22 protein-coding genes and 1 riboswitch are annotated in these 23,473 nt (G+C 41.9%); of the genes, 8 read left to right on the forward strand and 14 right to left on the reverse strand.

The window, feature by feature from the left end; translation table 11 throughout:
- The first annotated feature begins 213 nt into the window (after window positions 1–213).
- The 4 genes from QV280_RS06625 to QV280_RS06640 all read left to right on the forward strand — a co-directional run bounded on the left by QV280_RS06625 (window position 214) and on the right by QV280_RS06640 (window position 3,460).
- Window positions 214–1,518, forward strand: a complete 1,305-nt coding sequence (locus QV280_RS06625) for a TolC family outer membrane protein (protein WP_152819884.1) — start codon at window positions 214–216, stop codon at window positions 1,516–1,518.
- 1 nt (window position 1,519) lies between these two features.
- Window positions 1,520–2,116: an OmpA family protein gene (locus tag QV280_RS06630; RefSeq protein ID WP_023403098.1), complete on the forward strand. Its 597-nt coding sequence runs from the start codon at window positions 1,520–1,522 to the stop codon at window positions 2,114–2,116.
- A gap of 132 nt (window positions 2,117–2,248) precedes the next feature.
- Window positions 2,249–2,599, forward strand: coding sequence for a DUF2750 domain-containing protein (locus QV280_RS06635; protein ID WP_023403099.1), 351 nt, complete (start codon window positions 2,249–2,251; stop codon window positions 2,597–2,599).
- 57 nt (window positions 2,600–2,656) lie between these two features.
- Window positions 2,657–3,460, forward strand: a complete 804-nt coding sequence (locus QV280_RS06640) for a Cof-type HAD-IIB family hydrolase (RefSeq protein ID WP_152819883.1) — start codon at window positions 2,657–2,659, stop codon at window positions 3,458–3,460.
- 36 nt (window positions 3,461–3,496) lie between these two features.
- Here QV280_RS06640 and QV280_RS06645 read toward each other — a convergent pair whose 3' ends face one another.
- The 5 genes from QV280_RS06645 to QV280_RS06665 all read right to left on the reverse strand — a co-directional run bounded on the left by QV280_RS06645 (window position 3,497) and on the right by QV280_RS06665 (window position 5,553).
- A complete protein-coding gene (locus QV280_RS06645; protein WP_447026242.1) occupies window positions 3,497–3,712 on the reverse strand; it encodes a GNAT family N-acetyltransferase in 216 nt (71 codons plus the stop codon).
- 8 nt (window positions 3,713–3,720) lie between these two features.
- Window positions 3,721–3,975, reverse strand: a complete 255-nt coding sequence (locus QV280_RS06650; RefSeq protein ID WP_447026243.1) for a hypothetical protein — start codon at window positions 3,973–3,975, stop codon at window positions 3,721–3,723.
- On the reverse strand, window positions 3,959–4,585 hold the full coding sequence (locus tag QV280_RS06655) for a LysE family translocator (RefSeq protein WP_023403102.1): 627 nt from the start codon (window positions 4,583–4,585) through the stop codon (window positions 3,959–3,961). The genes QV280_RS06650 and QV280_RS06655 overlap by 17 nt, the downstream gene beginning before the upstream one ends.
- 87 nt (window positions 4,586–4,672) lie before the next feature.
- Window positions 4,673–5,383, reverse strand: a complete 711-nt coding sequence (locus QV280_RS06660) for a hypothetical protein (RefSeq protein ID WP_152819881.1) — start codon at window positions 5,381–5,383, stop codon at window positions 4,673–4,675.
- 11 nt (window positions 5,384–5,394) lie between these two features.
- Window positions 5,395–5,553, reverse strand: a complete 159-nt coding sequence (locus tag QV280_RS06665) for a hypothetical protein (RefSeq protein WP_023403104.1) — start codon at window positions 5,551–5,553, stop codon at window positions 5,395–5,397.
- A 283-nt stretch (window positions 5,554–5,836) separates the two neighbouring features.
- A riboswitch (glycine riboswitch) is annotated at window positions 5,837–5,944 on the forward strand.
- Between the two features lie 86 nt (window positions 5,945–6,030).
- On the opposite strand from QV280_RS06665, the gene QV280_RS06670 reads away from it, so the two are divergent.
- Window positions 6,031–7,416 carry an alanine/glycine:cation symporter family protein gene (locus QV280_RS06670; protein ID WP_152819880.1) on the forward strand — a complete coding sequence of 462 codons (1,386 nt, stop codon included), beginning with the start codon at window positions 6,031–6,033 and terminating at the stop codon, window positions 7,414–7,416.
- Window positions 7,417–8,055: 639 nt separating this feature from the next.
- Window positions 8,056–8,433, forward strand: a complete 378-nt coding sequence (locus QV280_RS06675; protein WP_447026244.1) for a hypothetical protein — start codon at window positions 8,056–8,058, stop codon at window positions 8,431–8,433.
- Window positions 8,434–9,006: 573 nt separating this feature from the next.
- Here the strand turns inward: QV280_RS06675 and QV280_RS06680 are convergent.
- From QV280_RS06680 to QV280_RS06690, 3 genes are read right to left on the reverse strand one after another with little or no spacing between them, the layout of a single operon-like run.
- A complete protein-coding gene (locus QV280_RS06680) occupies window positions 9,007–9,789 on the reverse strand; it encodes an ABC transporter ATP-binding protein (protein ID WP_152819878.1) in 783 nt (260 codons plus the stop codon).
- Window positions 9,786–10,835 (reverse strand): FecCD family ABC transporter permease, encoded by a 1,050-nt coding sequence (locus QV280_RS06685; RefSeq protein ID WP_152819877.1) that lies wholly within the window; start codon window positions 10,833–10,835, stop codon window positions 9,786–9,788. Before QV280_RS06685 ends, QV280_RS06680 begins: the two co-directional genes overlap by 4 nt.
- Window positions 10,832–11,743 carry an ABC transporter substrate-binding protein gene (locus QV280_RS06690; RefSeq protein WP_253912508.1) on the reverse strand — a complete coding sequence of 304 codons (912 nt, stop codon included), beginning with the start codon at window positions 11,741–11,743 and terminating at the stop codon, window positions 10,832–10,834. Before QV280_RS06690 ends, QV280_RS06685 begins: the two co-directional genes overlap by 4 nt.
- Before the next feature lie 235 nt (window positions 11,744–11,978).
- On the opposite strand from QV280_RS06690, the gene QV280_RS06695 reads away from it, so the two are divergent.
- A complete protein-coding gene (locus QV280_RS06695) occupies window positions 11,979–12,506 on the forward strand; it encodes a hypothetical protein (RefSeq protein WP_023403110.1) in 528 nt (175 codons plus the stop codon).
- A gap of 28 nt (window positions 12,507–12,534) precedes the next feature.
- Here the strand turns inward: QV280_RS06695 and QV280_RS06700 are convergent, their stop codons facing one another.
- Window positions 12,535–13,164, reverse strand: a complete 630-nt coding sequence (locus tag QV280_RS06700; protein ID WP_023403111.1) for a LysE family translocator — start codon at window positions 13,162–13,164, stop codon at window positions 12,535–12,537.
- An 81-nt stretch (window positions 13,165–13,245) separates the two neighbouring features.
- Here QV280_RS06700 and QV280_RS06705 point away from each other — a divergent pair, with 81 nt between their 5' ends.
- Window positions 13,246–14,727 carry a carboxypeptidase M32 gene (locus QV280_RS06705; protein WP_152819876.1) on the forward strand — a complete coding sequence of 494 codons (1,482 nt, stop codon included), beginning with the start codon at window positions 13,246–13,248 and terminating at the stop codon, window positions 14,725–14,727.
- Window positions 14,728–14,831: 104 nt separating this feature from the next.
- On the opposite strand, the gene QV280_RS06710 is transcribed toward QV280_RS06705, so the two are convergent.
- The 5 genes from QV280_RS06710 to QV280_RS06730 form a co-directional block, all read right to left on the reverse strand.
- Window positions 14,832–16,208 carry a hypothetical protein gene (locus QV280_RS06710; protein ID WP_152819875.1) on the reverse strand — a complete coding sequence of 459 codons (1,377 nt, stop codon included), beginning with the start codon at window positions 16,206–16,208 and terminating at the stop codon, window positions 14,832–14,834.
- 119 nt (window positions 16,209–16,327) lie between these two features.
- Complete coding sequence (locus QV280_RS06715) at window positions 16,328–17,173, reverse strand: GGDEF domain-containing protein (protein ID WP_023403113.1); 846 nt, start codon at window positions 17,171–17,173, stop codon at window positions 16,328–16,330.
- Window positions 17,174–17,470: 297 nt separating this feature from the next.
- On the reverse strand, window positions 17,471–17,959 hold the full coding sequence (locus QV280_RS06720; protein ID WP_152819874.1) for a porin family protein: 489 nt from the start codon (window positions 17,957–17,959) through the stop codon (window positions 17,471–17,473).
- 74 nt (window positions 17,960–18,033) lie between these two features.
- Entirely contained in the window at window positions 18,034–21,939 is a 3,906-nt protein-coding gene (hrpA, locus tag QV280_RS06725) for an ATP-dependent RNA helicase HrpA (RefSeq protein ID WP_152819873.1), read from the reverse strand.
- A 111-nt stretch (window positions 21,940–22,050) separates the two neighbouring features.
- Complete coding sequence (locus tag QV280_RS06730) at window positions 22,051–23,367, reverse strand: MipA/OmpV family protein (RefSeq protein WP_447026275.1); 1,317 nt, start codon at window positions 23,365–23,367, stop codon at window positions 22,051–22,053.
- Between the last annotated feature and the right edge of the window lie 106 nt (window positions 23,368–23,473).

Consider the following 23,473-nt stretch of genomic DNA (forward strand, 5'->3'; position numbering starts at 1 on the left):
TTTCTATGGTTAAATTTTACACTACTTTTCAAGTTAGCAAGGTGTTAAAAATAAACACCAAACTAATCATCAATTTATAAACATTTGAGTGACAAATGCATTGTAATTATTTTGTTATTAACTATTATATACTTAGCAACCAAAGTGACATATTGATGCATCATGATGAGCTCAAGTTTGGTTAAAAAGTAACGGAATACTAGGGAGCATACCTTGAAAAGGATTAAGCTAAGCGCCATCGCTCTAGCTAGCATGCTGTGCAATCCAGCCTCAGCCCAGTCGTTAGAGCAAGCCATTTCGCACACTCTGAAAACGAATCCGACCGTAAAAAGTTCGTATAACGATTTCATGTCTTATTTGTATGAAAACAAAGCCGCTGTACGAGAATATTACCCGAAGGTTGATCTCACCGCTGGTATTGGTTGGGAAAACTATCAAAACGATCAAAGTAGAGACGACGATTACACCGCCGTAGATGCGTCTATTCGGTTAACTCAACTGTTGTGGGACGGTTCAAACACCCTACACAACATGGATAGAACCGCAGCAGAAGCTGAATCATTACGCTACAAAGTATTAAGCGATGCGTCGGACACGGCATTAGAGGTATCTAAAGTCTATTTAGATGCACTAAAAGCGTATGAAATTCTTGCACTTTCTGAAAGCAATCTTGCGACCCATAAGAAAATATTTAAAGACATTAAAAAACGTACCGAATCAGGAATCGGCTCCACTGCGGACTTATCGCAAGTCGAAGCCCGTATTGCTAAAGCACATGGCAACCTGCTCGCGGCGCAAAACAATTTATTTGATACGCACACTCAGTTTACTCGCTTAGTTGGACAATCTCCGCAAGGGTTAGTATTCCCTAGAGCGGATATCACACGCATTCCGTTAACCATCACCGATGCCATTGATATTGCATTAGTTAAACACCCTGTCATTAAAACCGCTAAAGTGGATGTAGACGCTGCTAAATTTCAATATAAACAATCAAATAGCCCTAACCTACCTACCTTTACTATAGACGCGGGTTACGATTATTTTGACGATGCAGAAGGTGTTGCCGGTCGCCGTGACGAAATGAATGCAACATTGAGAATGCGTTACAACTTGTTCAATGGTGGTGTTGATAGCGCAAATAAAGACCGAGCCGCTTATCAAATGAATAAGGCCAAAGATTTAAGAGACCGAGCCTATCGAAATGTAGAAGAAAGCCTTCGCCTATCTTGGAGCGCGCTAGATCTCACCCTGCAACAAAAAGAATTTTTAGCCGATCACGTCGATGCGGCATCCGATACGGTGGTTGCCTACGATAAACAATACAAAATTGGTAAGCGAACCCTACTGGATCTATTAAACACCGAAAATGAACTGTTTGAATCTCGTAAAGGCTATGTTGATGCGCTATATGCTGAGCAATATGCTAAATTCCGCGTACTAAACGCTACCGGTACTTTACTTGAATCCCTATTGGTCGACATTCCAGAACAGTGGAATACAGCGGTGGAGTACTAGAATGAAAAAATTAATTTTAGCTTCCGTCATCTCTTTCACTATGCTTGGATGCGCAAATGATACCGATGAATATATCGATACCCCATTGCCAGACCAACAAGCAGATCTACGTGATTTTGACCGTGATGGCGTGATAAATGCTCGAGATAAATGCCCAGGAACACCAGTCTCAGCGAGAGTCAATAACGATGGTTGTGAAGAACTTATCGAAGTATCACAAGAACAAAGCCTTAAAATTTTATTTGAAAACGATTCTGCCGAGATAAACCCTGTGTTTGCCGGGCAAATTGAAGGTATGGCTGAATTTTTAAAACAATATCCGGAAACTTCCATTGAAATTCAAGGGTTTGCCAGTAATCCTGGAGACAGAGAATACAACCTAAACTTGTCTCGCAATCGAGCGCTCTTTGTCCAAGATAAACTGATAGGATTTGGCGTCGAACCCAGTCGCGTAACCATCATCGGCTACGGTGAAGATGACGTCGAGGACAACAGTCCGACCGATGAAGCGCTAGAGCGACGAGTTGAAGCCACGGTTATTGGTTTTAAAGGTGACTTTGTTCGCGAATGGACAATATTTACTAAGCTTCCTAAGTAACCATTATCGAACAGTCGTTGAATATAAAGCTGAGTAAAAACTCAGCTTTTTTGTGTCTATCTTGCTAAAAAATGCCATGCAACCTCTAAGCGTGCTAAAATACCCGACATATCACACTGTTAGGAAAAAACAATGAGCCAATTAAACAACGATATTCAACAGAATCTAGACCTGTTCATCGAGCAGAGTAAAACAGAGAATCTTGTTTGGGGTCTTAAAAATGAAGATGGCTGGTTAGCCTGCGATTCAAGTGAGTTTGAAGAATGTGAAGTAATGCCATTTTGGTCTAATCGTGCTGATGCTGAGTATCATAATGTTGAAGAGTGGGCTGATTTTGAAGTCACTGAAATCCCTCTTGATATTTTTGTAGAAGATTGGCTAATCACCCTATCAGAAGATGGTGTATTAATCGGTACAAACTGGAATGCTGAGCTAGAAGGTAAAGAAGTAGAACCAGAAGCACTGGCTAAACTTTACCTATAATAATTCTATAACCCCTGCGATTGCTGCAGGGGTTTTCTTTTTTTACTGGGTCTAATAATGTACAAGCTAATTGCTATCGATATGGATGGCACCTTACTCAATACCGATAAAGTTATTTCAAACCGAAATAAACAAGCTATCTTGGACGCAAAAGCAAAAGGCGTAACTGTGGTCTTGGCTTCTGGACGCCCATTAGAAGGTATGCTTGATAGCCTACATCAACTGGAAATGGACAGTAATGAAGATTATGTGCTGTGTTATAACTCTGCAATTATTAGAAATGTAGGAACAGGCGAAGTTATTAGCGAACGCTTGATCTCAGGGGCTGATGCAAAACGCATTTACCAACTGGCTAAAGAGCGCAATTGTAACTGTCAGGCATTTAGTAAAGAACACGGATTAATTACCCCAAAAAACAGTTACTACACGCAGCATGAAGCTAATATTAACGGCTTAACGATAACAGAAATGGATTTTGATACCTTAGAAGATTCACACCCAATCATCAAAACCATGTTAATTGACCCCGTTGAAGTACTGCAACCGATAGCGGATACCCTTCCCGAAATCCTAAAACAAGATTATTCTGTGGTACGCAGTGCACCTTTCTTCTTAGAGTTTTGCAATCCATTAAGCAATAAAGGCACCGGCGTACAAACCCTTGCGCAACATTTGGGTATCAAACAAAGTGAAGTGATGTGTATCGGAGATGCGGGTAACGATCACGATATGCTGAAATACGCAGGTCTTGCGGTGGCAATGCAAAATGCCGATGATGAAACCAAATCACTCGCCGACCATATTACCGATAGTAATAACGAATCCGGAGTCGCGACTGCTATTGAGAAATTTGTACTCTAAGTAATTGATTCCGTTTTTAAATAAACAACTAATCAATTACACGATTGTTTTTGTCATACAGTGAATGTGCGTTTGAAAGCCATGCTTGCGGTACACACCAAGCGCACTTTCATTAAATCCCCACACCTCAGCGTTGACTCGCGTCACCCCATAATTCAAAAATTCAGTTTCTAAACGACTAAGAAGCGCGATTCCCCCACCAATCTGTCGATAACTATCATTAACAAACCAGTGGTCTATGCTTCCTACCATTTGTGATTTTAACAGTGGCGATTGCAATTGACACAACTGCCCTGTGATAAACCAACGATATGCTCTTCCACTTCTAACACGAAGATAAAACAGTCTAGTGTCGATAAATAACTGTCAAGCTCTGCGTCAAGCTCTTTGATACATGGCGGTTTTATCATTTCTTCACAGTGCAAATGATGCCACTCATATAATGCGCGCCACACATTTAATAAAGTGTCTTTATCTTCAAGCTGTGCTCGTCTTACTTTAAAAATATCCGACATTTTGCCACACTACTCGACAAGCTAGCGCAATTAACACTATGCCTGAAAGCTGATCAATGAGTTTGCCCTTGGCTTTTAATCTTTCAAATAGCATTGGGCTTGAGAGAATTAAAGCGATAAAGGTATACCACAAACCATCAACTAGCATAGGTGTGACAACCACTACTGCCTTTGAACCTAGGCTATTACCTTCGGCAACAAACTGGCTAAATAGAGCGATAAAAAACAATGCTATTTTAGGATTGAGCAAAGAAATTAATAGCCCTTCTTTGGCGGAATCCTTAATACTCATGGGTTTACCTGCTTCAAGAGTACTGGCAATGCCACCATTAGAGGTTAACGATTTCCATCCTAAATAAGCAAGATAAGCAGCGCCTAACAATGAAATAGAAACAAACAACAGCTCTGATTTATGCAATACAACCGCAAGACCAATTACCGTAATAAAAGCGTAAAATGCGATACCGCACGAGTGTGCCCAAGCAGCTGCTATTCCATTGAGCCTTCCCCCCGCTAACGTATGCTTACTAACAGTGGCAAGACTCGGGCCTGGAGACATAGCGCCAAGTAGGCAAATTAAAAACAAAGATAACCATAAGTGGAGGGACATAACATAGTGCTCGATATAAAACGCAATACACTATGTTAAGCTTTTTTTTAGCTAGGTAAAGTCAGATAAACAGATTTATTAAATCCTTTACTTCACCGCTGAATCTGCGCTATCCAATTGTGCCTGCTTTGCATTGATACTCTTGTCTAATGCTTTTATCCGATCGGAGGCTTTTTGTTTTCTGTCGCAGGAATCTGACTTTGCATCCCAGCTTTTGCCTTCGGTAAATACCTGACACTCTTTAGTCAGATTATTAAAAGTCACAATCAATTTTTCGCGCTGTACATTTAACTCATGCACTTCTTGTTGCAGCTTTAACTGACCTTGAAAATATTCCTTAGACTGTGTGAGGATGGCATTTTTCTTATCAATAGAGGCTTGTAATACTTGATTTTGTTTCTGTAGGTCGAGAGCCTGATTTTGTTGTTCTTTTAGCTGCGTTTTTAAATTTGCTACTTCAACACTTAATGTCTGGTTTTGTTTTTTCAGCTGTGTGTTGGTCTTTTTCGACGCGGCTACCGTTTGCTCAAGGGTACTTTGCTTCTGCTTTTCTATGTTGCTATCTTCTTTGAACGTCTGTAATTGTGATTTGATTTCATCATTTTCAGCAATCAAGGCCGCATGTTCCTCTGTTAATTGCTGCTGAACAACTTGCTTTCCCTTACTCACGTTTTCTGCGTGATGTGAAACAAACGCACCACCACCTAAGGCGCCTAATGCAAGGCAGAAAACCCCGGTAATAAAGTGTGTTTTTGTCAATCCAATCTGACGTACTCGTACAAGTTTACAATTCAACACAAACTACTCCACTAACGGATTAACTCAGATATCATCAAAACACCAGTATAGGTAGCAAACGCTCCCAACAATACAATGACAACCCATTTTTGTATTTTCTCATTCGTGTTATAGCGAACAAACAACAGCGCTAGAACACCCAAAACGACAATAGCAATTAAACGTGTCATGTTACTCTCTCACAACGTGATAAATATTAGAGTTAGGTAAAGTTTAACAGTTAAGTAATTGTTTTAGTTAATCTTGCCTAAAAGAAATTTGAATAAGTTTCTTGAATCTGTAAAAAATTGTGATACTTTACTCGCCTGTAAGTAATTTACTTACATACCTAGCGTTTTTACGCTAGTTCCGATGAAGACTGCAGGAGAGTGACGTTTTATTACGTCTACCGAAGAAGTAAATCTTTCAGGTTCTTGTTTATACGTTCTTGTTTAACAAGTGAGGACTGCAGTTGGAGGAATCTCTGGAGAGAGCCGTACTACTTTGATGTAGCAATCGGCCGCCGAAGGAGCAAGCCCAATTTTGGGTGAAACTCTCAGGCAAAAGGACAGAGGAGTGAAACTGCGTTTAACCATTTTACCGTTAATTTAGTTCTTTTGATCCGCGTTCACTCTTCTCCTTATATGTTGTTTATTAAGGGGAAAACCATGACACCAGCACAATCTTCGCTACAAACTATTTTACACTCCATCGACAGTTTCGTCTGGGGACCACCACTGCTTATCCTATTGGTTGGTACCGGCGTTTACTTCACTTTCAGCTTAGGTCTTATTCAGTTTAGACACCTTCCTACTGCCCTTAAAATGGTCTTTAGTAAGTCATCAAATACCGATTCCAAAGGTGATGTCACCGCATTCGCCGCATTATGTACTGCCCTATCTGCCACTATTGGTACGGGTAATATCGTAGGTGTGGCTACTGCGATTAAACTTGGTGGCCCAGGCGCACTCTTTTGGATGTGGCTGGCAGCACTATTTGGTATGGCAACAAAATATGCCGAATGTCTACTTGCCGTAAAATACCGCACCACAGATGATAAAGGTGGCATGTTGGGTGGTCCAATGTACTACCTGCGTGATGGCGTAAAATCACCGCTTTTAGCAACATTATTTGCCGTTTTCGCTTTAGGTGTTGCCCTGTTCGGTATCGGTACTTTCCCACAAGTTAACGCTATTTTAGATGCATCAGAGATGACGCTCGGCGCTGACCGTACTATGGCTGCAATCGTATTAACTGTCCTAGTGGCTATGGTCACTTTAGGTGGCATCAAGTCTATCTCTCGCGTTGCGGGTAAAGTGGTGCCGACCATGGCCGTTATCTACGTGGTAGCTTGTTTAGGTATTTTGATCAATAACGCTGACCAAGTATTATCGGCCATTGAGCTAGTAATTGTTTCTGCCTTTACACCAACAGCAGCAAGTGGCGGCTTCTTCGGCGCAAGTGTGATGCTTGCCATCCAATCAGGTATCGCGCGCGGCGTATTCTCTAACGAATCTGGTTTAGGTAGTGCTCCTATGGCAGCGGCCGCGGCAAAAACAGATTCATGCGCACGTCAGGGTTTGATTTCGATGACTGGTACCTTCTTTGATACCATCATTATCTGTACCATGACTGGCCTTGCCTTAATTATCACAGGTGCATGGCAAAGCGATCTTGCTGGCGCCATGATGACCACGCATGCTTTCGCGGTTGGTTTAAATGCCGATGTCCTCGGCCCGATTTTAGTATCCGTTGGCTTATTGTTCTTCGCCTTCACCACCATTTTAGGTTGGAACTACTACGGCGAACGTTGCGTGGTTTACCTTTTTGGTACTAAAGCAATCCTGCCTTACAAAGTGGTCTTTATCGCATTAGTCTTCTCTGGCGCCTTTATGAAGCTAGATATGATTTGGTTAATTGCCGATATCGTAAATGGCTTGATGGCAGTACCGAACTTAATTGGTCTTATCGCCCTACGTCAGGTGGTTATTGCAGAAACTAAGCTGTTTTTTGATAAGTCATTGTTGCTAAAACCTGCGACTCAACAATCGTAACGACGGTTATTGGCTTACGCTGATGTGGATCATTACTAATAAAAAAATGATCACTTTAGCGTAAGTCATTACGACTTCTGACAGTTATGATTTAACAAAATGCGTTGCTTTGACCCATGTAGATAGGGGATAAAAACATGATACAAAACTCCTACATTTAGACCATAATACTTTCACTGGATATTGCCCACCAGTGTCGAAGGTTGACTTAAAGCCAGGCCCATAATTAGTTATATTCAAACAGCTAAACCTAAAGACAGATATAGACAACGATATTCAAGTTACCGTCTAGCAAATATTTGGAATGTGAAACCCGATCATCTTGGTAATGTTAGATCCAATAAGTCAGCTGTTATAAAGTTACCTCAGCAACTTCAATCAAAATTTCTCAGTTGGCATCGTTTAATGGGGCGACTGTTACCATTGCGTTCAGAGACTAATTCGGAGTGAGTTACAGATTGAACTATCCTCGTTATAATCGTACTCCGCAGTATTTAAAGAAAACCGCAATGTATCTTCCCTCCCCTTAATATATACCATTCTCCCTAGAGTTAAATTCATAGTCCATCAAATAACGGAGTTTAAGGGGAACAAAGTTCCGCACTCTCGTCATCTTTATCGTTCTGGATACTTGTTAAAATGTTGCCATTCATTAAATCAAATGTTCAATTTCTCGTAGGTGGAATGATGAAACTATTAAAATTAACCCTCATATCGTCTATTTCTGTTGTCTTATTGGGTGGGTGTGGATTGATACCTAAATATAGCACCCCAGACTCTAAAGCAGTTCTAGGTGATTATGCCTTATGTTATAAAGCTCAGACTGTTCCTTGGTCGTGGAATAAAGATGCCTTGAATGAAGAGATTTTACATCGTAGAAGACAAGGTGTTCTGAATGAAGATGACTGTAGAAGTGCACAGAGAGATGTGATTTATAACGCTCATACGGAAAGAGAAGCAAGAAATTCAGCTACTCATATTTCAACTACTAACAAAACGAATGTGGTAGTCAAATAAATATTGGTGGCGCTTATTTTTTAATACAGACTATTAAATTTATTCCAGATAGTGTTGCCAGTGCGGTGCAGTAGTGTTCAAATGAAATAAAGGCTACTCACCGTCAGGTACAAAACTGATGGTGCTGATCAAAGATGAATAATCACTGGCGAAGTTACCTGCTTCACCTATGTATTAATACTATTTCTTAAACACTGTAAATTCCTGTACAGTAGAGGGTCTGAACTCTATACATTTTAATTAATGTACTTTTCAAGGTGTCCTTAAGCTCGACCTAGATAATAAACTGAACCATAGTCTAGCACCAGCGGTTAATGGACATAGTCTACTTCTTGCTTACATCTTTCATCGCTATATAAAGTATTAGAGAATGGTAAGCAAATTTGGGATATTTAAACCAGAATTAAGACTGAACTATTTTTGGAGACAAGAGTACTTTATTCCTACATCGCTTGACTTGATGATGTAGGCGAATATTCGGTTAATCACGACTTCCACAAAGCCCACAGGTTTGAATAAGCACCTTTCGCAGATTACCCCTTCACAATGATAGATTAACGAACACAGCAGATATTAATAAGAATCCCGCTTCACCGCCAAAATATTAGGGTTGCCGGTACTAGAGTTGATAGAAACCTTAACTTCATACGGGTAAATCTGTTGGATTTGCTGTTGGGTCAATATCGAACTTGGTACGCCATCGGCTATTAACTTTCCATGATGCATAAGCAGCAAACGATCGCAAAACTCTGCTGCTGTATTTAGGTTATGTAGTGCCACCAGCACCGTTTTTCCCTCTTGTGCCAAGCTGTATAGAATATTCATCAACTGGCCTTCATGACCAATATCTAAGCTAGCGCTAGGTTCATCTAATAAAATAACAGGCGCATCTTGCAACAAGATCCGCGCAAGGTGCACCAGTTGTTGCTCGCCGCCAGACAGTTCATCTACGCTTCTTTCTTCAAGGCGCTCTATGTTAAGTCGCTTTAGCACCTTTTTTATTTGGCTTTTCTTTTGCGCTTTATCTAACGCATGGTTATTCACTAAGCCTAACGCAATTAACTCACTGACTTTATAAGGAAACTCTACTCGATTGATCTGCGGCAGGTAGCTTAATAGCGCGGCGCGCTGATCGGCGGCCAGTTCCATTACCGGTTCACCAAACAAGCAAACTCGCCCTTCGGTTGGCGCCAGATAACCGCTGATGTGTTTTAGCACGCTAGATTTACCTGCACCATTGGGGCCAATAATGCCCACTAATGAGCCTTTCTCCAACTCAAAGCTAACGTTCTGCAATACTGAAGTTCCATTAAAAGAAACACTTAATTCAGCCACTTTTACCGGACACTTGTTCATAGCAATCGTCCCTGCTTTTGTACTCGAACCACTAGCCAAAGGAAATATACTCCGCCAACTATTGCGGTAATGATGCCCGCTTTGATCTCATACGGCGCAATGATGTAGCGCCCTATAAGATCGCAAATTAAGAGAAAGATTGCGCCAAACAGCGCCGAAAGCGGCAATAGACTAATGTGATTGGCGCCAGTTAACATACGCACCAAATGTGGCACCATTAAACCGATAAAACCAATCGGGCCAGCAATCGCTATCGACATGGCGGTAAGCAGTGATGCACATAGCAACAAGCTAAAACGACATCGCCCGACATTCATTCCTAAACCATGCGCCGCTTCGTCACCAATAGACAAGATGTTTAACCAATGTGCGCGTCGCAGCAACCAAAGTGACGCTAATACAATGACCGGCAGTGGCCAGATAATTTGCTCCCATATTCGACCATCTAAGCCGCCCATGGTCCAAAATACAAATTGGCTTACTTCATATTGACGGGCAAATAATAGTACCCCTAACGTAGCTCCGCCTAACAAAGACGATAAAGCCAGCCCCGCTAAAATTAAATACAGAGTTTGCCCGCTACCGGAATTACGCGCCAAAATAAACACAAACATGGCGCAAATTAATGCTCCAACACAGGCAATGATTGGCGTCCATAGCGGGTGAACAAGAGACAGTCCACTACTGATTGCGATAACCGCACCAAAACTACTTCCGGCACTTACGCCAAGCACATCTGGGCTTGCTAATGGGTTACGAAATAAGCCTTGGGTACACGCACCAGCAATGGCTAACGCACTGCCAGCGGCAATGGCAGCAATGACTCGTGGCAAACGAATATGCACAACGATGGCAGAAATTAGTGGATACTCTGAAGCTGCGCTTTGCGAACCTTGCGTGACTAACAGCTTTAGATAGGAAAACATATCCATCACTGACAGATTAACTGCGCCTAACGCCAGCGCCGCCCACATTGAAATAACAAGCGCAATACTTCCTACCAACGCGTACCAACGAAATTTCACATAGCTTGAATCTGCAATCATGGAGCGGGTGTACCTAAAACAGCCCTATTTACAAACAAAATAGTGTCCACAATATGCTGGCTATACGTACCACGTAAATATTGAGGGATAGGATAAACATTGCCTAACTTAACCGCTTGTACGTTTCTTAGCGCTGGGTCGGTTAAGACTTGGTGCATTAAATCGGTACTGCCCGCTTTATCGGTTTTAACAACACTCGGAACAAACAACACTTCGGGATCAAGAGCAACAATAAGCTCTTTAGACATAGGGGTTTGACCAAATTTATCGGCATCAAGATCGGCAACTACGTTTTCAAAACCTGCCTGATTAACAATCAGTTGCCAAGTAGAATGGCGAGTACTTGACGTGCCCCAATTATTGTAATCAAGCACTTTATATTTATGACTGGTGTAAACAAGACCTTCTTCTAGTTTACGCTCCATATCCACCACTATGGTTTTGGCTTTGTTGTCTTCGCCAACTATTTTGCCGATAAGTTTTATTAAATCTTCAATTTCAGCCAAAGTGCTAGGTACAGGTAAAATGAAGACGTTTATACCCGCAGAGCGCAGTTGATGAATACGTCCAGCATCACTCCACGTAGCGGCAAACACCAAGTCGGGGCGATTTGCTAAGATTTGTTCTACGTTTAAACCCAAACGAGGCACAGATGCAGGTACTTTACCTGCAATAACAGAAAAATGTTCATCATCCACAAGATTAGTGACTGAACTAAAACGTTGCGGAGGGATCATATCTAGCAACACTTCATCACTAAATAGAGATTTGGAAGATATTTTTTGAGGGGCTTTATCAAGAGTCAGGCTTTTACCGCTTGCATCTGTCACTGTGATTGGATATTGAGCCCATACAACAGCAGAATAAAGATACACAAGCACAGCGAAACCGCGCATAAAACTTCCCATTTAATTTTCCCTTTTATACTTTTTAATGCTCAAACTCATCAAAATGAAGGATGCAGACAATGAGTTTGACGATTCAATGATACTGAACGGCACAAATTTAACTAAAGAATATCGTGATTTTATCAAGTAACAATGATTAGATAATACATAAGCACATAGAGTAGCAATGTTTACCTTGTAACGCATTGAAACCTAGCTTGTTTTTATGAATAAATGCATTTTAGAAGGAAACATCATGAAATTCAGCGGTAATATTGACGAACTGGCCTACCCATTTATTTTTGAAGACAGCCCATTATGCGACTTTGAAATCCTTACCGATGAACTGTGTACCATTACAGGCCTAGCACTAACCAATATCGATAACCCAAAAGTGCGCCAATCTTTAGAAGAATTGCAGCCAAAAATCTTCCATCTTAATGGTTCAATTCGTGGCAAAAATGGCATATTTGAAAGTGATATTGAATCATTGGCCGCCGAATACCACGCGTTTAAAGACAGTGTCAGTGATGACAACAAGCGATTTGTATTGCCACGAGGTACAGGTCCGGTGATTCAACTACACCAATGTCGTAGCCTGTCTAAAAAAGTGGTTCGACAGTTGGTGTTGGTAGAGAAAGCAGGCAAAAAAGTACCTGAAACGCTACCAAGATTTGCCAACCTGTTGGTCAATTACTACTTTGCTCTTACTCGCGTACTCAACCAAGAAATGGGCATTGAAGAGCCGGAATACACCAGTATCAACTACAAAGCCAAAGCCTAGTTAGCTCGAGATAAGCTAACGCTTTAAATCACAAACACTCAAAAACCAATAATGCGCCAAGCGCAATTAAGACTAAGCTGCTACACATCTGTAAGCGGTAATTCACTTTACCGCTCGATAACCACAGCTTAGCTTTATCTAGCATACTCGCCAAACCGCACTGCCAAACCATTGCCAATACGAAGTGAATTGATGCGAGAAAAATCGACTGTAGCCATAGGTTACCCGAGGCATCGATGAACTGTGGCAAAAACGCCAGATAAAATACGGCGGTTTTCGGGTTCAGTACGTTCGATAAAAAACCCTGACGAATGGAAGTGAACACCGAAACTTGAGAGCCATCCGCCTGAACGTCAATAAGCCCTACTCCGCCTTTTAACGAGCGAACGCCCGAAACACCTAACCAAATAAGATAGGCCGCGCCGATGAGTTTAATGCCATTAAATAACTCAGGGCTTTGGCTAATGATAGCCGCCACGCCAATGGCTGACCAAGTGGCATGCACGTAGAGCCCAAGACAGATACCCAAACTGGTTGCATAACCATCTCCTTTTCCTCCACGGCTGGTATTACGAATAACCAGAACAGTGTCCAGACCGGGAGTGATGGTCAAAAGAGTCATGGCGGCGATGAAGGTGTATAAGTCGTTAATCTGCATTGAATTTTCTAATGTTGCTTACTAGGTGTAACGCGGGAAGTTTGATAGTCTAAACCAATTCAATACGGTTAAGGAAGAGATATGTCTGCATTTAAATCACTCAAGGACCATTTTCAAACAATAGATAACTTTGCTCACCTACACGCGATCTGCGGTTGGGATGCTGCGGCTATGATGCCTAGTGGCGGAAACGAGGCACGCTCTCGCGCTATGGCTGAACTTTCAGTGCACGTACACAGCTTAAAAACCCAGCCACAACTGGCAGAATGGTTTGATAAAGCCAGCGATGAAAGCTTATCTGTAGATGAAGTTGCACAGCTTCGCGAAATGAAACGTAATTGGCAGATGTCAAACATCATTCCAAAAGAGCTAGTCGAAGCCAGCTCTTTAGCCGGTTCAAAATGTGAACACGCTTGGCGCACCCAAAGAACCAACAATGATTGGCAAGGTTTTGCTAAAAACTGGCAACCCGTCGTTGCCCTGTCTCAAGAAGAAGCGCAGATACGCGCTCAAGCCACAGGTCTTAGCCCATACGATGCCATGCTAGGTATCTATGAACCGGGTACAAGCAGTGAAGCTCTTACGCACACCTTTGATAACGTAAAACAGTGGCTGCCAAATCTAATCGACCAAGTTATTGAAAAGCAAAGTAAAGAAAGCATCATTCTTCCTAGTGGTACTTTTGATACTAACAAACAAAAAACGCTTGGCCTTGAAATCATGAAGCTACTGCAATTTGATTTCACCCACGGACGACTTGATGAAAGCGTGCACCCGTTTTGTGGTGGCGTGCCAACAGATGTAAGGCTGACCACTCGTTACGACGAAAACGAATTTATGCAATCACTGATGGGTATCGTCCATGAAACAGGGCACGCTCGTTATGAGCAAGGATTGCCAAAAGCCCTAGCAGGAAACCCAAGTGGCACAGCTCGCTCTATGGGCATCCACGAATCTCAATCACTCTTTTTTGAAATGCAAATGGGACGAAGTGCACCGTTTATTCACCATCTAAGTCAATCAGCGGCAAAACACTTCCCAGAACATGACGCTCAATTGTTTGAATCATCGAACCTAAATAAACTGTACACCCGCGTGAAGAAAGACTTCATCCGTGTCGACGCCGATGAACTCACCTACCCCGCGCACGTTATCCTACGCTTTGAAATCGAACGCGATCTCATCAACGGCAACATTTCATACCAAGACGTGCCAGAGCTTTGGGACAGCAAAATGCAGTCTTACCTTGGTCTATCGACCGCAGGTAATTTCAAAAATGGCTGTATGCAAGATATTCACTGGACAGATGGCAGTTTCGGTTATTTCCCTAGCTACACATTAGGTGCAATGTACGCAGCACAATTCATGGCAGCAATGAAGAAAACCGTCGATGTAGATGCGGTGCTACGTTCAGGCGAATTGACACCTATCTTTGATTGGCTATCAAGTAATATCTGGAGTAAAGGTAGCTTGTTGACCACTGATGAACTGGTAAAACAAGCCACAGGCGAGACGTTAAATGCTGAACACTTTAAACAGCACTTAATGAACCGCTACTTATAACATAAACAAAAGGCCTGATTTCGATAACATATCGTAATCAGGCCTTAATACTTATCAACAACTTTAACCCCAACTCTTTTTATCCTGATTGAGGTTAGTTTCTATTAATCCATTAAACTCAGAGTATGTTGAGTGGTTGTTCCGTTTGGTGAGGTTAGATCGAACGTAGAACCATGCAAGTCAGCAGTCCAAGTTTTCCCTCCGGTACTGACTAAGATTTTACCGCTTTTTGGATAATCTAAACCAAAGCTTTGATCATCGAAATAGATATGAGAGCTTTTAAGTACGACATATTGATTGTTGCTTTGTGCATCAGAGTACTGTCCAACAAATTTAATCTCATCGACATTGTTATAGTGTGAATCATATGTTGATGTATTCAGAGACATATTACTTGCTGTAAGATGAGCACTTTCATCTGTATTGACGTAATGGATATCTAAATCAATGTTCGAAAACTTATTGTCATACTCTTCTTTGAAATCTCCTTTTAGAACAATCCCATTCTCATCGCAGTTTTTAACATTAAATAAAAAGTTAGAACCTTCAGCGTAAGAACCGCCATCACTACAGAAACCATCATTCAGATCATATGAATTGTGTTTAAAGGTTTTAACAAACGATGTTATTGCTGTAAAACCATTATCAACAAGACGAGCCACTGTGGCAGAATCATCATCATTAATAAAAGAACTCATGCTTCCTTGACCAATTCCAGAGAACACTTGATTTTGAACTATTGCCCCACTGTCCTTATTTACGTTGTAGCTATTACCATTAGGCTCTGTGACTACGTAAACGTTTGAGTAAAACTCTACCACCCATTTATTATTGTCTTTACCAATAATTTCGACATGTGCTCCTCCGTCATTGAGTTTGTCAAAATCAGTAGCGTTGATGCGGTAGGTACCTAAGGTAGACGACGTATTAGTCATACTAAAGTCAGAACTGTTTGAACTGTTATAATCTGATTCAACTGTGTGACCACTAGAAATTTGTTTAACCTTGAGATGAGCAGACAAAATATAGTTGTCCCCTGAAGTATCATGAATAGAACCATTGAGTTCAATATCTTTAAATACAGCATTTTTGTAGTTAAGACTGATTACAGATGTTTGGTCATTAACATTCCAACTTGCGATGCCAGAATCAGTCACAAAACTACCTGAAATGTAGTCATCATTTGACCACCAATTTAATACACTAGCGTAATCTGAATCAATATTACTATATACATCATAAGCTTCATCTATAACCTTTAATAATTGGTCTTGATTATCAATATTAAGAGTTAGTTCCTTAGATGTTGGAGTTGAATCACTACCACCTCCACCTCCACATCCACATCCAGCCAACATAATCGTAGCTAAGAACAAGCTACCTAATAGGAGGAGATGTTTTTTCAAAATTTTCATTGCTATTCTTTCCAAACTCTTTGGGGTACAACCTAAATCTTCATATTTTATTTCTTTACCCTTCATGTTAATAGCACACACAAGGGAATATAAGATTGCGAAAACGATCAATTGAAAAACTATGGATTACGGATAGATCAGATCAAAACAACTAGCTCATTAGTGAGTGTTAGAAATTGCTATCACTACGAAGAACACAACGAATCAAAATGACACAGATTGTTCCTGCCATTTTTCTTGACTGCGTATAACGCTTTATCTGCTTGGGCAAACAGCGCATGAAAGTTTATGTTGCTTCTTGGAGAAACGGTAGTGCTTCCGATGCTGAGAGTGATTTCAATAGTGGATTGCGCCGTGGCGATGGATAGGGGTTTGTGTAGTCTGGTCATGACTTCATTGGCTTCTACTTTATTGGTGTTTGGGCACAAAATAATAAACTCGTCCCCTCCCCAACGGCCTAATAAATCATAACGGCGTATTAAATGGCCTAAATGCTGCGCAACGCCAATAAGAACTTCGTCACCCACTTGGTGGCCATAGGTATCATTAACCAATTTGAAGTGGTCGATATCAATTAAAATTAAGGATGTGTTGTTTTTTGAGCGTTTAGCTCTATCTAATTCTTTTTTGGATAGCCCTTCCATAGCGCGTTTATTGAAAATATTAGTCAAAGGTTCAATCTCTGCGACTCGACGTTGGTATCGAAACATTTTATGGATACCAAATGCGATAAGCATCAGGCCAACAATGGATAAAAGGTCAAACACAAAAATATCAAAAATAACATTGTTTTGAAAAAACCATTGGAACTCGCCGATAACTTCAAGACATTCAAAAAACTCACAAATGATAAGTGCGATTAAGCCAATATTAACTGTAATATCTAACGTACGATGGCCATAGACGAAAATGCCACAGAGCAAAATAAACGCTATCGACTCTAAGACGAAATCGGTGATATTCATGACATCAAAACTGGCGAATAAAATGCTAGGAAGCAGTACGCTAAGTCCAATAAAAAGGCTGTTCATCCCAGATATCTTCTCCTAATGGTCGAGAAAGGCGCAAGATAGTTGCGGAAAATAGATAATTATAGTGATTGCATGTTTAACATTAGCGTATACAAAAGCGAATACCAGATGAGTACGCTAAAAATAGAAGGATAATGTGACAACTTGACGCAAACATCGTTGATAATGGATATATCCTTGTTAAAAACAAGGGATTGTAATCGAGTAAATCCTACGATCTATTGCTAGATGACGGGCAATAAAAATGCTCCGTTCAGTTCAATAGGAGCATTTTTCATTCAAACCAAACTTATGTGTTTATAAGAAATGGAATGTTGCGTTGAGCGTGTAAGAATCCACGTTGCCGCCGCTGACTTCAAAGTTTTGGTAACCCGCACCTACTGAAATCATGTCGATAACAAAGTATTCAACGCCCACACCGTACATCAAATCGTAACCATCATCGTCTTGTGCGCCTGCTTTGCCGCTCAAGTCGTAACGGTGAGCACCTAAACGTCCATATAGGTGTACTGGGCCTAAATCGATGCTTGGTTTAATGCCTGCGTAAAACGATTGGAAATCGTATGTTTCAGGGCCTACATCAAATGAACCCAGTTTCCAGTAACCTGCTTCTACGCCGATAATAGGTAAAATACCTGTACCTACATGGAAACCAAAGGTAGAGGTTTTATCGCTTTTAAAAGAAGACTGACCTACAGAGCCACCTGCATAAAACCAAGAATCTGCTGCTGCCATTGAAGAAACGCCCATTAAGGCTATCGCAAGAGCATATTTACCGTACTTCATTCTAACTTCCTGTTTTGTTAGTGCTTTTGAATCATATTATTATGTATCACAAATTGGATATTCGCAGTAAAGATTTACACATTTTCAATCGCATTACGAATACGTTTATCCGAAATTGGATAAGGTGTACCCAATTGCTGCGCGAAAAAGCTCACTCTAAGCTCCTGCAACATCCAGTGAATTTCTTTAACCGAATCTGGCACTGCCGTACCTTTCGGGATTTTGTTTTTCAATTCTTGATATTCGCGCGCCACTGTTTCAATTTTTAACAGTTGCAATCGGTCGCGATTAGGATCAATCGGCAGTTTTTCCATGCGTCTTTCGATTGCTTTCATATAGCGTAGGATATCCGGCAGTTTCTTCCAACCGCAATCGGTGGCAAAGCCTTTATATATCAAGCCCTCAACTTGCGCTTTAATATCAGAAAGAGCAAACGCCATGCTTAAATCAACGCGGCCTTTGAGCTTCTTATTGATATTAAAGGCTGTGGTCAGAATCGTCTCCACTTGCTGCGCAATATGCACTACAGTATCACCCAACTCGGCGCGTACATGCTCTTTCAACGCTTCAAATTGCTCAGGTTGCCATACTAGACCGCCCTGCTCTTCGATGAGTTTGTCGACACCACAAGCAATACAATCATCAATCAGATCAAGTACTTTTCCATAAGGGTTAAAGTACAAGCCAAGTTTAGATTTATTCGGCAAGTTCTGATGCAGATACTTGATCGGTGATGGCACATTCAGCAAAACCAAACGGCGCTGACCGGCGCGCATCGCTTGTTGCTGTTCAAACTCAGTTTCAAACAGTTTTATCTCAACACTTTGCTTGGCATCCACAATCGCAGGATAAGCTTTGACTTGATAGCCACCGCGTTTTTGCTCGTACACTTTCGGGATTTCGCCAAAGCTCCACGTATGCAGATCTTTTTGTTCAATATCGTCATCCGCAACTTTAGATAAGGTTTGTTGGACTTTCTCTTTTAGGCTGTCTTTAAGCTCATACAGATCGGCGTGTTCTTTGAGTTTTCGATTGCGATGATCCACCGCGCGGAACGTCACTTTTAAATGATCAGGAATTTGTTCTAGCTTCCAATCATCACGCACCACTTCCACACCCGTCATGCGGCGAAGCTCTTTTTCTAAACTGTCCAGTAGCGGCGCTTCTAACGGCGTCACTCTAGACAAGAAAGCATCAGCGTAGTTTGGCGCGGGCACAAAGTTTCGACGCAATGTTTTAGGCAGTGATTTAATTAACGCCACCACCAATTCATGACGCAAACCCGGTATTTGCCAATCAAAACCTTGTGGCTGGATTTGGTTTAACACGGGCAATGGAATGTGCACTGTGACACCGTCACTATCATCACCGGGTTCAAATTGGTAACTGAGCTTAAGTTTGACGCCGTTTTGGTGCCAAAAGTTAGGATAATCCAACTCTGTGACATGCGAAGCATCGCCTCTAAACAGCATCTCTTTTTCAAAGTTGAGTAACTCAGGAGAGGTTTTGCGCTGTTTGTTCCACCACGAATCAAAGTGACGACCTGAAATCGCTTCGGTAGAGACTCGTTGATCGTAAAAATCGAACAATTCGTCGTCATCCACCAAAATGTCACGGCGACGAGACTTGTGCTCAAGCTCTTCCACTTCTAGTAATAATTTACGGTTTTGCTTAAAGAAAGTGTGTTTTGTTTCCCAATCACCCTCTACCATCGCCGAGCGAATAAAGATTTCGCGACACAGCACAGGCTCTATGAGCCCATAGTTAACGGTACGTTTGGGAATGATTGGGATGCCGTATAACGTCACTTTCTCATGCGCTTGTACAGCCGCTTGTTTCTTCGACCAATGTGGTTCGCTGTACGAGCGTTTAATCAGGTGCTTAGCCAGAGGCTCAATCCATTCTGGTTGGATTTTTGCCACGATGCGCCCCCAAAGACGTGACGTTTCCACCAGCTCGGCGGTCATCACCCATTTAGGTTGCTTCTTAAATAAGCCAGATGCAGGGAAGATATGAAAACGTGCGTTTCGCGCACCTTGATATTCATTCTTCTCTTGGTCTTTCATACCAATGTGCGACAGCATGCCACTAAGCAGTGCGCAATGCACCGCTTCGTAATCGGCTGGGTTTTGGTTGACTTGGATATTCAACTCACGCAAAGACTGACTGAGTTGGAAATACAAATCTTGCCACTCACGGACTCGTAAGTAGTTTAGGTAATCTTGCTTACATTGGCGTCGAAACTGATTACTTGAGAGCTCACTTTGCTGAGTTTTAATGTAATCCCATAAATTCACAAAGCTGATAAAATCTGAGTCTTTATCAAAGAATCGACGATGTTTTTCATCCGATGCTTGCTGTTTATCACTTGGGCGCTCTCTTGGGTCTTGAATAGACAATGCCGAGGCAATAATCATCACCTCTTTAGCGCAGCCCAAACGAGGCGCTTCAATCACCATTCGACCTAAGCGTGGATCGATCGGCAGTCTTGATAGTTTGCGACCAATATCGGTAAGGCGTTTACGGGCATCTTTGGCGTTGGCATTAATTGCGCCAAGCTCTTCTAACAGGCGCACACCATCTTGAATGTTGCGACGATCGGGCTTTTCTACAAATGGGAATGCTTCGATATCCCCCAGCCCCAAGGCGGTCATTTGCAAAATAACTGACGCTAAGTTGGTTCTTAAAATCTCAGGGTCAGTAAATTCAGGACGAGATAAGAAATCTTCTTCTGAATACAATCGAATACAGATACCTTCTGCCACACGACCACAACGACCTTTACGCTGATTGGCGCTGGCTTGTGAAACAGGCTCAATAGGCAGGCGTTGCACCTTAGTGCGGTACGAATAGCGGCTAATACGCGCCGTACCCGGGTCGATAACATAACGAATCCCCGGCACAGTCAGTGACGTTTCAGCTACGTTGGTGGCCAGTACTATGCGACGTCCAGTGTGCGACTGAAAGATGCGGTTTTGTTCTGATGATGACAATCGCGCGTACAAAGGAACAATCTCAGTGCCTCTTAAATTACGCTTAGAAAGTGCATCAGCGGTATCACGAATTTCGCGCTCACCATTCATGAAGATAAGGATATCCCCTAATCCTTCGTCACATAGCTCGTCTACCGCTTGGAAAATACCTTCCATTTGGTCGTGATCGTCATCATCGTCACCTGAAAGTGGACGATAGCGCGTATCTACCGGATAAGTACGTCCCGACACTTCGATGATCGGTGCGTTATTAAAGTGTTTAGAAAAGCGTTCTGGATCGATCGTGGCCGAAGTAATAATGACTTTTAAATCAGGACGTTTTGGCAAAATATTGCGCAAGTAACCCAAGATAAAGTCGATATTGAGACTGCGTTCGTGCGCTTCATCGATAATGATAGTGTCGTATTGATTTAGATAACGATCATGCTGGATCTCAGCCAACAAGATACCGTCAGTCATCAGTTTAATTTGCGTGTTTTCAGAGATTTTGTCGTTAAAACGAACCTTATACCCCACAAACTCACCCAATTGGGTTTCCATCTCTTCAGCGATACGTGACGCAACAGAGCGCGCAGCTAATCGTCTTGGCTGCGTGTGACCAATCAAGCCTGTTTTACCACGGCCTAATTCAGCACAAATTTTCGGGATCTGCGTTGTTTTACCTGAACCTGTTTCACCGGCAATAATCACCACTTGGTTGTCGGTTATCGCGTCGGCGATATCATCACGCATTTGACTGACAGGTAAAATTTCTGGGTATTCGATGGTTGGCGTATTCGTTTGACGCGCCTGCACTGTCATCATTGATTTGGCAATGTCTAAGGCTATTTCATCGAATACGGCGTTTTTCGCGCTCTCTTTTTTGATGCGACTGGCACCTTGGATGCGTTTAGAGAGGCGGAAGCGATCCTTAATCATGCACTCTTTTAGCGCTGATTTTAAAGAAGATGCTGTGTTTGTCTGTTTTTGAGGATGAGATTGAGTCAAAACAATTCCGAACTGATAACTGTGAAAGGTAGAACTGAGTAAATTGTATCACAACAAGCATAAAAAAAGCGTAGGCCATTTAACCTACGCTTGATTCACGCTCTAGAACGATTAAAAATCGAACTGCACATAGACAGAGTTGTAATTACTGCCGCCTTTTATACGCCCATACTGGGAAGATTTTTCAAAAATCGCGGAACGGTGATGTATGGAGTACCCAAGCCAGACGTTATCCATAGAGCGTGCGTTAAAGAGCGATCCTAAATTCGCATCCAAGGAAAAGTCTAAATAATTGAGGAAATTATTTGGCTCATACCCTTTATCATCAAATTCGTTTTGTTCTAAAGAATTGATTTTAGAGGTATACGACATACCCTCGGCGATACCAATACGCCAGTCAAATGGCCAAGTAACCGTATAATACGCCTTAATGGCTAAAACATATTCTTGGCTAGAAGCTTGGTCAGCATGACTCCAATGCCAAGCAAAACCTGGGGTTAGATAAATATCTAAAGGTAAGCCAAATAAATTATCGGTTAAGGGATAACCATAAAATAGACTGGTTAACTGACTGTTGTAAGGATCATCTTCGATATCGCCACTGATAATATCCCCTAGGTTAGAGGGCGTCCCCCAACCATGGGCAATTCGTAAATACGGTTTATTGGATAGGTGAGACTTACGCTCTTTGTCTGGATCATTGAAAAAGCCGACACCCAAGTAATATTCCGTCTGTATCTGTTCATCAATGAGTGAGGTACTGCGTGCATTGCTATCTAAAATCTGTACATTGACTGCGCCTAATAAATAAAGATTCGACACCACATGATAATAACCTCTTATCCCAACAAAGGTATCGACACCAGCATCAATATCTTGGGTATTTAACGCATAATAATAGGTGTTGAAATCGCTGCTTTTAAAACGTAATGAAGCGTGAGGTTCAAGGGTTAGACCGCCAAATTTGTAGTTTGCCTCCGCGCCGAGCGTGGTATACCAGTAGCCGTCGGTATCAGACATAGCTTCGGTATAAGCAAGCCACTGCTCGTTAAACTGATACTCGGCTCGCAAACCCAAATCTAGGGTATCTGCGCCGTATTTATTTTGAATTTCTGCTGGAATATCGACAAAGCGAATACGCCCTAGCACCGATACATTCCAAGGGCTTTGTTCTGGGTTATATAAATACGCCCCCATGGTCAATCCCTTCACATAGACATACTCATTTTCAAAATAAAGCATTGGGATAAAAGTGCTAACTCGCTCGGAATCTTCAAGGTCGAGATCGTTCACATAAGGAATAGACGCTGAGCGCACCACGCCCGCCAACCCCCAAGTTTGCTCTGGATGACGCTCGGAGTCGCTTAATTCAGTGATAGAAGATTGAGACGCTTCTAAAGGTTGTGTCGTTGTATTCTCTTCTGCCATCACATTTGGCGATAACCCAACGAACATAGATGCACTAATCAGCGCCAGTTTGACTGTATTCATAGAGTCCTTTCTATACAAATAACAATAATTTAAAAAATCACTA

It is taken from the genome of Vibrio sp. B1Z05 (assembly GCF_052955985.1).

What these genes read in the sequence shown, in the direction of transcription:
- QV280_RS06630 (WP_023403098.1), top strand. Translation starts at nt 1,520, where the DNA reads ATGAAAAAATTAATTTTAGCTTCCGTCATCTCTTTCACTATGCTTGGA.
- QV280_RS06635 (WP_023403099.1), top strand. Translation starts at nt 2,249, where the DNA reads ATGAGCCAATTAAACAACGATATTCAACAGAATCTAGACCTGTTCATC.
- QV280_RS06640 (WP_152819883.1), top strand. Translation starts at nt 2,657, where the DNA reads ATGTACAAGCTAATTGCTATCGATATGGATGGCACCTTACTCAATACC.
- QV280_RS06645 (WP_447026242.1), bottom strand. Translation starts at nt 3,712, where the DNA reads ATGGTAGGAAGCATAGACCACTGGTTTGTTAATGATAGTTATCGACAG.
- QV280_RS06650 (WP_447026243.1), bottom strand. Translation starts at nt 3,975, where the DNA reads ATGTCGGATATTTTTAAAGTAAGACGAGCACAGCTTGAAGATAAAGAC.
- QV280_RS06655 (WP_023403102.1), bottom strand. Translation starts at nt 4,585, where the DNA reads ATGTCCCTCCACTTATGGTTATCTTTGTTTTTAATTTGCCTACTTGGC.
- QV280_RS06665 (WP_023403104.1), bottom strand. Translation starts at nt 5,553, where the DNA reads ATGACACGTTTAATTGCTATTGTCGTTTTGGGTGTTCTAGCGCTGTTG.
- QV280_RS06670 (WP_152819880.1), top strand. Translation starts at nt 6,031, where the DNA reads ATGACACCAGCACAATCTTCGCTACAAACTATTTTACACTCCATCGAC.
- QV280_RS06675 (WP_447026244.1), top strand. Translation starts at nt 8,056, where the DNA reads ATGTTGCCATTCATTAAATCAAATGTTCAATTTCTCGTAGGTGGAATG.
- QV280_RS06680 (WP_152819878.1), bottom strand. Translation starts at nt 9,789, where the DNA reads ATGAACAAGTGTCCGGTAAAAGTGGCTGAATTAAGTGTTTCTTTTAAT.
- QV280_RS06685 (WP_152819877.1), bottom strand. Translation starts at nt 10,835, where the DNA reads ATGATTGCAGATTCAAGCTATGTGAAATTTCGTTGGTACGCGTTGGTA.
- QV280_RS06690 (WP_253912508.1), bottom strand. Translation starts at nt 11,743, where the DNA reads ATGGGAAGTTTTATGCGCGGTTTCGCTGTGCTTGTGTATCTTTATTCT.
- QV280_RS06695 (WP_023403110.1), top strand. Translation starts at nt 11,979, where the DNA reads ATGAAATTCAGCGGTAATATTGACGAACTGGCCTACCCATTTATTTTT.
- QV280_RS06700 (WP_023403111.1), bottom strand. Translation starts at nt 13,164, where the DNA reads ATGCAGATTAACGACTTATACACCTTCATCGCCGCCATGACTCTTTTG.
- QV280_RS06705 (WP_152819876.1), top strand. Translation starts at nt 13,246, where the DNA reads ATGTCTGCATTTAAATCACTCAAGGACCATTTTCAAACAATAGATAAC.
- QV280_RS06710 (WP_152819875.1), bottom strand. Translation starts at nt 16,208, where the DNA reads ATGAAGGGTAAAGAAATAAAATATGAAGATTTAGGTTGTACCCCAAAG.
- QV280_RS06715 (WP_023403113.1), bottom strand. Translation starts at nt 17,173, where the DNA reads ATGAACAGCCTTTTTATTGGACTTAGCGTACTGCTTCCTAGCATTTTA.
- QV280_RS06720 (WP_152819874.1), bottom strand. Translation starts at nt 17,959, where the DNA reads ATGAAGTACGGTAAATATGCTCTTGCGATAGCCTTAATGGGCGTTTCT.
- QV280_RS06730 (WP_447026275.1), bottom strand. Translation starts at nt 23,367, where the DNA reads ATGGCAGAAGAGAATACAACGACACAACCTTTAGAAGCGTCTCAATCT.